The sequence below is a fragment of the Amphritea atlantica genome (genome assembly GCF_024347255.1).
GTDB lineage: Bacteria > Pseudomonadota > Gammaproteobacteria > Pseudomonadales > Balneatricaceae > Amphritea > Amphritea atlantica.
In genome coordinates this window covers 4,198,227-4,207,038 of sequence record NZ_AP025284.1, presented here as the reverse complement: position 1 = coordinate 4,207,038, position 8,812 = coordinate 4,198,227, and the positions used below count along the sequence as shown (strand labels likewise).

Below are 8,812 nucleotides of genomic sequence, written 5' to 3'. Positions count from 1 at the left end.
TTAAATCTTTCAAACGGAAAATATTGGGGAACATAGATGTCTGGCGATACTGTAGATAATAAAAAAGCAAGTGGACCTAAAATCCGGTGGGACGACAGCAAAATGCGTAGCACTTACGCAAATGTCTGTAATGTCTCGAGCACACGCGAGGAAGTGACTCTGTTATTTGGCACTAACCAGGCCTGGCGTGCAGGACAGAAAGAGGTGGGTATCGAGCTGACAGATCGTATTATCGTTAGCCCCTTTGCTGCTAAGCGTTTATCACTGCTGTTAAACAACGTCGTGGAGGAGTATGAAAAGCGTTTTGGTACCCTCGATGATGCCGGCATCAATAGAAATTAAATAACCGGAGTTGGCTGACGTCTGAACGCTTCGGTATGTTTGACATACCGGGGCATTTTTATATTTATAGAGATAACAAAGAATGTATTTATGGGTGTGATAACTGCTTCGTTGCCGGATTCTGTTCAGCAACTGAATGGGTTGCTGGATACCCATCATGAGAACTGGCATTTTACCTGGCTGGAGTGGCTGTGCAGTCAACTGCCTCAGGTACGTGTAGCATTAGTCGTCGCCGATGAAGCGCAAAGTGGACAGTTTCACTCGGTTGCTGTCTGGCCTGAAGAGGGGGGGCAGGACAAGTTATTACTGGATGCAACGGAAGAGACCCTGAAAAAAAAGCAGCCGCTCATCCTGCCTTTAAATGATGGTAAACATCATATTGGCAGTTACCCTGTTTTTGTTGATGGTGCCTTGCGGGCGGTTGTCACCCTGATGCTCAGTGCCGAGGATGAAACTGAGCTGCATAAAGCGTTGGCGCTGATCGAATATTGTGCCGGATGGCTTGAGTTACGCCTTTCCCGCAACCTGTTAAGTGTGGTTGCCCGGGATAATCAGCGTCAGCATATTGTCATCGACAGTATTGCTTATGTTCTCGGCGAACGTGATTTTGAACATGCGGCGCTGCGTTTTGTTAATCTGATGGGACAAAACCTGGATGCTGAGAGAGTGGTCCTGGGATTTGTAAAAAACGCTGAGTTAGAGGTTCATTCCCAGTCAGATAGTAGTGGTCATAGTAAAAAGCATGAGTTGGTGAAACTGACAACTCAGGCGATGCAGGAAGCTGTCGATCAGCAAGAATCCATTTTATGGCCCGAGCTGGATGATCATAATCGCGTCACCCATGCGCACAGTCAATTAGCCAGTGAAAAAGGCCAGCGAGCACTGATGACGGTCCCGCTGGTGGATAAGGAGTCATGCTATGGTGCGGTGCTTTTCGACCGCCCCTCAGAACACCCTTTCACCCGTGAAGAGCAACTGACGGCAGAAGCACTGACTAATTTCGTCGGGGTAGTGCTTGAAGAAAAGCGCCAGTCCAGTTTACCTCTGTATGCGTACATTTTCCGAAGCATTAAAAACCAACTGAGTCTTCTGCTGGGCCCGGGGCATCTGGGGCGCAAGATTACCCTGTTTTGCCTGCTGCTCTTATCGATCTTTTTTAGTCTGATGCCGGGGCACTATAACATCAGCGCGGATGCTGTTATTGAGGGCGCTGAGTTACGTTCTATCGTCGTACCCTATGATGGTTATTTACAGAAAGCTACGCTGAGGGCAGGCGATACCCTGAAAAAGGGAGAGCTGTTAGCCGAACTGGATACCCGCGAATTGCGCTTGCAGCTGATGAGCTGGGTAAATCAGGAAGCAACATCCCGGCGTAAGTATGAAGAGGCCCTGGCGCGAAGTGAGCGCACACAAGTGCAGATCAATAAGGCCCAGAGTCAGCGAGCCCGGGCTGAAATAGAGCTGCTCGAATACCAGATATCGCAAGCGGCAATGAAGGCTCCCTTTGATGCTCTGATTGTGTCGGGGGACCTGAGTCAGCGGATAGGCACGCTGGTTCGTCAGGGCGATGTGTTATTTGAGTTATCACCGCGTAGCGATTTCAGATTAGCGATGTATGTCGATGAGTTTCGTATCAATGATATCCGTCAGGGGCAAACTGGTCAGTTGGTGCTGTCTGCGCTGCCTGATCAGAAGTTCTCTTTCAACGTCACCCGCATAAACCCCATGGCGGAGGTGATTGAGGGGGCAACTGTTTATCGTGTGGAAGCCGATTTTGAAAACCGGGATGAGATGTTACGCGTTGGTCTTGAAGGTGTATCGCAGATATATGTTGACGACCGTCTGCTAATCAGTATCTGGACTCGGGGTCTGATTGACTGGATGAAACTCTGGTTGTGGCGTTTCTGGGGATAGTGCACTTGTATCAGCTGACTGACACGGAGTTATCATGAGCGCTAACCTGTTTTCCAGCGACTGGTATCAGATTGCCGAACTGAAGCCCCACCTGCGTCATCATGTGACGGTCAATGCACACCGCTACAGAGGACGACGCTGGTATGTCCTCGAAGATCATGTGACCGGTCAGGTACGCCGCCTTTCGCCGCAGTCTTATCTGATCGTGGGCCTGATGAATGGTGAACGGACCATCGACCGGCTATGGGAGTTATCGTCGCAGCGGCTGGGTGAAGAGATGCCGACCCACGAAGAGATGCTGCAGCTGCTGGCCAGTCTCTATCAGGCCAACCTGGTCAGCATGGATACCAGTGGTGATATCAGTGAACTGTTTGAGCGGGGAAAAGAAGCCGAAAGAACACGCTGGATGGCCAAGCTGAAGTCGCCACTATCAATTAAGATCCCTCTGCTCGACCCCGAACGTTTTTTAAGTGCAACGCAGAAATATCTGCAGCCACTATTCTCCATGGCTGCGCTATGCGTCTGGTGTGTAATGGTGATTGGCATGCTGGTGATGGTTGGCCAGCATTGGGATGAGTTAACGTCCAACGTGACTGACAGGGTATTAGCGGCGGATAACCTGCTACTGTTATGGTTTGTTTATCCGGTGATAAAGCTCTTACATGAACTGGGACACGGCTACTGCGTAAAGCGTGGTGGTGGCGAAGTTCATGAGCTGGGCGTCATGTTGCTGGTACTCCTGCCGATGCCCTATGTCGATGCCTCGTCAACCAATGCCTTCGCTGATAAGAAACAGCGTATTTTAGTCAGCTCAGCCGGGATTATTGTTGAGTTATTTATTGCTGCCGTGGCGATGTTTATCTGGGTGAATTCTGAACCCGGCATCGTTAAATCTATTGCTTACAACGTTATTTTCATCGCCGGATTATCCACCGTCATGGTGAATGGCAATCCGCTACTGAGGTTCGACGGTTATTACATACTGGCGGATTGTGTTGAAATTCCCAACCTGGGGCAGCGTGCTAATCAATACTGGGGATGGCTGACCAAGCGGTTTATGTTTGGAGTGAGTGGCCTGGCCTCCCCCGCGTATGACCGGCGCGAAGCGATCTGGCTGTTTGTTTACGGTTTTGCCTCCTACATCTATCGCATGTTCCTGATGGTCACCATTGTGCTGTTTGTGGCACAGAAATATTTCTTTGTGGGTATTGTCCTGGCGATATGGGCGCTGGTTGGGACATTAATTGTGCCAAACTTCAAACTGTTGAAAAAAGCCTGGCAAGACTCCGATATCCGGTCGGGACGGCGGAGTCCTTCAGTGATGATTCCAGTGACTGCCGGCATCGTATTGCTGCTGTTATGCGTACTGCCTTTGCCGTTGACCACCAGTGTTGAAGGTGTGGTGCAGATGGACAAGCAGCGTCGTGTTCTGGCTGAGGAGAGCTGTTTTGTGGAACAGTTACATAAACCCTCAGGTGTCACTGTTCATCAGGGCGACTTGCTGGTCAGTTGCACTAACCCTCAGCTGCGTAAAGAGCAATTAGTGTTACAACAGCAGTTCGCAGAGGCAAGTGCCGAACGGCAAGGTGTCTGGAACGACCCGGTTCAGTTAAAGATATACGATAATCAATTGTCGCGTTTAAGGTCGGAACTGAAAGAGAACGAAACAAGGCTCGCGTCCTTAAATCTATATGCTCAGGCGGACGGAACCTGGTCTCTGAGAAATCCTGCAGACCTTCCCGGGAGATTTGTGCGGCGGGGCGATCTGATCGGCTATGTCATAACCGATAATGATATTTCGATTCGAGGAATGGTACCGGAAGCCGATATTGAGCTGGTTCGGGACAGATCTGAAGCGGTATTTGCCCTGCAAACATCTGATCTGAATACCCGGTTGAAGCCGCAGAGCTGGTTTGTCTTTCCTGCTGCGACAAAAGAGCCCGTGAGTGGAATACTGACGGAATCGGCCGGGGGAGATATTATTATGGACCCTTCCAGCGCCTCAGATACCCCTCAGGCGCTGAGGCGATACTTCATCGTTGCGCTTGAGTTTGAACATTTTCCCTCAGTCTATGTTGATGAACGTATCCATCTGAAGTTTGAGCACCCGCCTGAGGCGATCATCTACCGGCTCTATCGTTTAGTGCGTCGTACTTTCCTGGAGTACTTCAGTGTCTGAGTATGCGAGTAAACAGCCGGTGATTGCCGGTTTACGTAACGAGTATAAATGGCAGGACAGTAATCGCCTCGATACCTTTCTCAAGCGATCAAAAGAGCTTGCGAATAAGCTCAATAATAGGCTGTTAAGGCGCAACGAGCGTATCGTCAACTCAATACTTAAACGCTCGGCAGCGCTTGAGCGTTGTACCGCTGATGAACTTGATCAGGCACTCATCAGCATTCGTCAGACACTGCGCCTGGAAGGGATCAGTACAGCGACCATTATCGAAGCCTTTGCCGTTATCCGGGAGGTGAGTGGCCAGGTGCTTGGTATGCGCCATCACCATACGCAAATCAGGACCTCACTGGCGATGCTGCGTGGCGGAATTGCCGAGATGGCAACGGGGGAGGGCAAAACTCTGGCAGCGACGCTGGCTGCTGCGACTGCGGGACTTGCTGGCATTCCTGTGCATGTGGTGACCATTAACGATTACCTTGCGGAACGGGATGGAGAAGAGATGTTACCGCTGTATGAGGCTCTGGGGTTATCGGTAGGGGTTATTGTTCATGAAAAGGAGTTACAGGAACGGCGGCAGATCTACGCCTGTGATATCTGCTATTGCAGCAATAAAGAGCTTACCTTTGATTTTCTGAAAGACAGCCTGGTACTGGCTCATAGAAAAACAACGCGCATTCAGCAGGCATCGTTACTGACGGGGGATTTATCCTGGTCAGACAATTTATTATTACGCGGTTTACATTTTGCCATCGTGGATGAGGCCGATAGCGTTTTTATTGATGAAGCCAGAACACCACTGATTATTTCCGGCCAGGAAAAGTTTGGTCAACGGGAAGAGCGCCTGTTGAAGACCGCCATGGATATTGCCGCAAAGTATGAAAAAGAGATCCATTTTAAACAGGATGAAAACTCTCAGATTCATCTTACTCCGGCTGGTCATGCGTTATTAATTGAGAGTTGTGAACCGCTCGATGGTCTGTGGAATAGCAGCTTTTATCGTGAACCGCTGGTGAAACAGGCTCTGTCGGCCCTGCATGTCTACCATCTGGACAGGGATTACATTATCGATGAAGAGGGTGCGGTGCAGATTGTCGACCTGTATACCGGTCGTGTCATGCCCGGACGCAGCTGGGGGCAAGGCCTGCAGCAGATGATCGAAATGAAAGAGAAGTGTGAACTGACCAAGCCCAGGGAAACCAATGCAGAGATCAGTTATCAGAACTTTTTCAGAAAGTATCATCATCTATGCGGTATGACCGGTACCGTCCGTGAGGTGGCCGGAGAGTTATTGGATGTTTATCGCCTGCGCAGTGAAACGATCCCCCTGCTGAAAAAAAGCCAGCGAAAGAAAGGCTTTCGTGAAGTGTATCTGACGGAAGCGGAAAAGTGGCAGCGGGTTGCACAACTCACCCATGAACTTGTGTCACAGGGGCAAGCGATACTCATCGGTACAAACTCGGTTGCATCATCAGAAGCGATCAGCGAGGTGCTGACCCGCGAGTCTATCAAGCATAAGATATTAAACGCACGCCAGGATAAAGAGGAAGCGGAGATCGTCGCTGTCGCCGGTCATCCCGGAGCCGTCATGGTGGCGACTAGCATGGCCGGGCGGGGAACAGATATCAAGCTGACTGAAGAAACACGGGCTTCAGGAGGGTTACATGTCATTATTACCGAGCTGCAGGATGCCGCCCGGATAGACCGGCAGTTAGCTGGGCGAAGTGCGCGCCAGGGGGATCCTGGCTGTGTCAGTGAGATCTTATCATTTGAGGATCAACTGGTTAAACGGATGGCCGGTCCGCTGCTGAGAAAGTTTTTAAAGGCCGTGAGCACGACCGGCATCAAGCTGCCTCATCGGTTGGGTTATCGCATTCAGCTGAGTTGCCAGAACAAACTATCGCGCAGTCATTACCGACAGCGTATGCAACTCATAAAAGTAGATACGCAGCGTCAGCGGACGCTGGCATTTACCGGGGATAAAAAATGAACAAACAACATGTCATGTTGATGCTTGCTGCAGGCCTTATTTTCACTCAGTTCGACACTGCTCACGCAGAAGAGCTGACCCTGTCAACGCTGGGTTGCATGTTAGAACCGAGTGAGAAAGTACAGATAAGTTCACCCGTCACCGGTGTTCTTGATGATGTGCAGGTTAAACGGGGTGACAGTATTAAAAAGGGTCAGTTGTTATTCCAGTTAAAAGCCGGTGTAGAAAGGGAGGCAGTTAAACTGGCAAATGTAAGAGCGGAGTTCGCTAAAAGAAAGCAGCAGCGCAACAAGGACCTGTATGACGAAGATATTCTGACCGCAAATGAGCGCGATGAAATTGAAACAGAGGTGCTGATTGCAAAGTCTGAGCTACGTTTAAAGCAGCAGGAACTTAAGCTGCGCAAGGTTTCCAGCCCCATTAACGGTGTCGTTGTTAACCGTTTCAACAATGAGGGCGAGTACGTGACGACAGACCCTATTTTGTCACTGGCCACATTAGACCCACTGCATGTGGATCTGCTATTACCCTCCAGCTATTTTGGCAAAATTTCGCTGCAGCAGGAATTTCTGATCAAGCCTGAGTCTGATGTGCTGGCTGCCAGCTCCGCCAGAGTGGTTATTGTCGATCCTTTAATTGATTCCGCCAGTGGTACATTTCGGGTGCAGCTAGTGATGCCGAATCCTGGAAATAAAATTCCTGCCGGTATCCGTTGTTCAGTTCAGCCGGTCAGTAACCCTTAAGGTCACCATGAGCTTCATGACGTGGACTTTAACGCTGCTGAGGTTCTGCCTCTTTCGGTATAAAGTCCACTATCCGTTTCGATCTTTAACAGCAATAAATTATAGCGATGGTATAATCCGCCCATCTTTAGCACGCAATGCGAATAGGTCATGAAAGAGATCATCCTGCTCAACATCTCCGGCCAGGACAAGCCGGGCGTTACCTCCTCAATTACCAGTATTCTTGCCCAGTTTGAGATCGATATTCTCGATATTGGCCAGGCGGTTATCCATAACACCTTGTCACTGGGGATTCTGATCGGTGTTCCGGCCCGGGCCGAAGCGTCCAGTCTGCTTCGGGATATCCTGTTTAAAGCCCATGAGATGGATATGAATATCCGCTTTGAACCGGTCACCGAAGCTGAATATACCGGTTGGGTCGGTGAACAGGGTAAGTCGCGCCATATTATTACCCTGCTGGCGCGTAAGATCACCGCTGAGCATATCGGTAAGGTTACCCAGACCGCTGCCGACCACGGTCTGAATATCGATAATATCAGTCGCTTGTCGGGGCGGGTGTCTCTTGATGCAGCCTCGCAGGAACAGAGTGGCGAAAAGACCCGCGCCTGTGTTGAGTTTTCCGTTCGTGGCGCACCGGCCGATTCGGCCCAGTTACGTGAAGATTTTCTCCGTATTGCCAGCGACCTGGATCTGGATATTGCCTTCCAGAAGGATGATATCTATCGCCGTAATCGTCGGCTGGTGGTGTTCGATATGGACTCTACCCTGATTGAAGCGGAAGTGATTGATGAACTGGCCAAAGAGGCTGGAGTTGGTGAGCAGGTGGCGGAGATTACTGAAGCGGCGATGCGCGGGGAGATCGACTTCACCGAGAGTTTTAAACGGCGCATGGCGCTGCTGAAGGGGCTGGACGAGTCCGTTCTCGAACGGATCGCGCACAGTTTACCGCTTACCGAAGGTGTTGAAGAGCTGGTGTCAAAGCTTAAGGCGTTGGGCTTTAAAACCGCGATACTGTCAGGTGGCTTTAACTACTTCGGTAACTATCTGCAGCAGAAGCTGGGGTTCGATTACGTCTATGCCAACGAACTGGAGATTGTTGACGGTAAAGTCACCGGCAACGTTACCGGCACCGTCGTCGATGGTAAGCGTAAGGCCGAGTTGCTGCGCAAAATCGCCGAGAAAGAGGGCGTGAGTCTGGAACAGACCATCGCCGTCGGCGATGGAGCCAATGACCTGCCGATGCTTTCCATCGCTGGCCTGGGCATCGCTTTCCGTGCCAAGCCACTGGTACGCCAAAGCGCCAAGCAAGCGATCTCAACGCTGGGGCTGGATGGGATTCTCTACCTGATCGGCTTCCGGGATCGGGATACGTTATAAAAGCAAAGAAGTCGCTAGACGCGGCTTCGCCGCTCGCTAGTTGTTAGTTGCTAGAAAAATCAAGAGCTTAAAGCCCCGCCTTCTGGCAAGCTATTCCACTCGTTCCCACGCTCCCGCGTGGGAATGTATACGCTTCTTCGAGCAAGGAAACGAAGTTTCCGTCGAGCCACAAGCAAGATGCGAAGCATCGATCTAGCAACGGCCTTTTATGCTTTTTCTAGCAGTCGCGAAGCGACGTTCTAACCACTAGCTAGCCGCGAAGCGGCGATC

The 8,812-nt window shown here is 50.6% G+C and carries 6 protein-coding genes; all 6 read left to right on the top strand.

Features of this window, described 5'->3' with window-relative positions; translation table 11 throughout:
* Window positions 1-36 precede the first annotated feature (36 nt).
* The 6 genes from OCU43_RS19575 to serB all read left to right on the top strand — a co-directional run bounded on the left by OCU43_RS19575 (window position 37) and on the right by serB (window position 8,542).
* Entirely contained in the window at window positions 37-342 is a 306-nt protein-coding gene (locus OCU43_RS19575; RefSeq protein ID WP_091360175.1) for a DUF3467 domain-containing protein, read from the top strand.
* Between the two features lie 90 nt (window positions 343-432).
* Entirely contained in the window at window positions 433-2,256 is a 1,824-nt protein-coding gene (locus OCU43_RS19570) for a GAF domain-containing protein (protein ID WP_091360173.1), read from the top strand.
* A 34-nt stretch (window positions 2,257-2,290) separates the two neighbouring features.
* Window positions 2,291-4,435, top strand: a complete 2,145-nt coding sequence (locus OCU43_RS19565; protein WP_091360172.1) for a hypothetical protein — start codon at window positions 2,291-2,293, stop codon at window positions 4,433-4,435.
* On the top strand, window positions 4,428-6,422 hold the full coding sequence (locus OCU43_RS19560) for a preprotein translocase subunit SecA (protein WP_091360169.1): 1,995 nt from the start codon (window positions 4,428-4,430) through the stop codon (window positions 6,420-6,422). Before OCU43_RS19565 ends, OCU43_RS19560 begins: the two co-directional genes overlap by 8 nt.
* Window positions 6,419-7,165 (top strand): efflux RND transporter periplasmic adaptor subunit, encoded by a 747-nt coding sequence (locus OCU43_RS19555; protein ID WP_091360167.1) that lies wholly within the window; start codon window positions 6,419-6,421, stop codon window positions 7,163-7,165. The genes OCU43_RS19560 and OCU43_RS19555 overlap by 4 nt, the downstream gene beginning before the upstream one ends.
* A gap of 150 nt (window positions 7,166-7,315) precedes the next feature.
* The gene (gene serB, locus OCU43_RS19550) at window positions 7,316-8,542 is read left to right on the top strand and encodes a phosphoserine phosphatase SerB (RefSeq protein WP_091360165.1); all 1,227 of its coding nucleotides are present in this window, start codon (window positions 7,316-7,318) and stop codon (window positions 8,540-8,542) included.
* The last annotated feature ends 270 nt before the right edge of the window (window positions 8,543-8,812 follow it).

Coding starts and splice junctions, on each gene's coding strand:
- OCU43_RS19570 (WP_091360173.1), top strand. CDS start 433: ATGGGTGTGATAACTGCTTCGTTGCCGGATTCTGTTCAGCAACTGAAT.
- OCU43_RS19565 (WP_091360172.1), top strand. CDS start 2,291: ATGAGCGCTAACCTGTTTTCCAGCGACTGGTATCAGATTGCCGAACTG.
- OCU43_RS19575 (WP_091360175.1), top strand. CDS start 37: ATGTCTGGCGATACTGTAGATAATAAAAAAGCAAGTGGACCTAAAATC.
- OCU43_RS19555 (WP_091360167.1), top strand. CDS start 6,419: ATGAACAAACAACATGTCATGTTGATGCTTGCTGCAGGCCTTATTTTC.
- serB (WP_091360165.1), top strand. CDS start 7,316: ATGAAAGAGATCATCCTGCTCAACATCTCCGGCCAGGACAAGCCGGGC.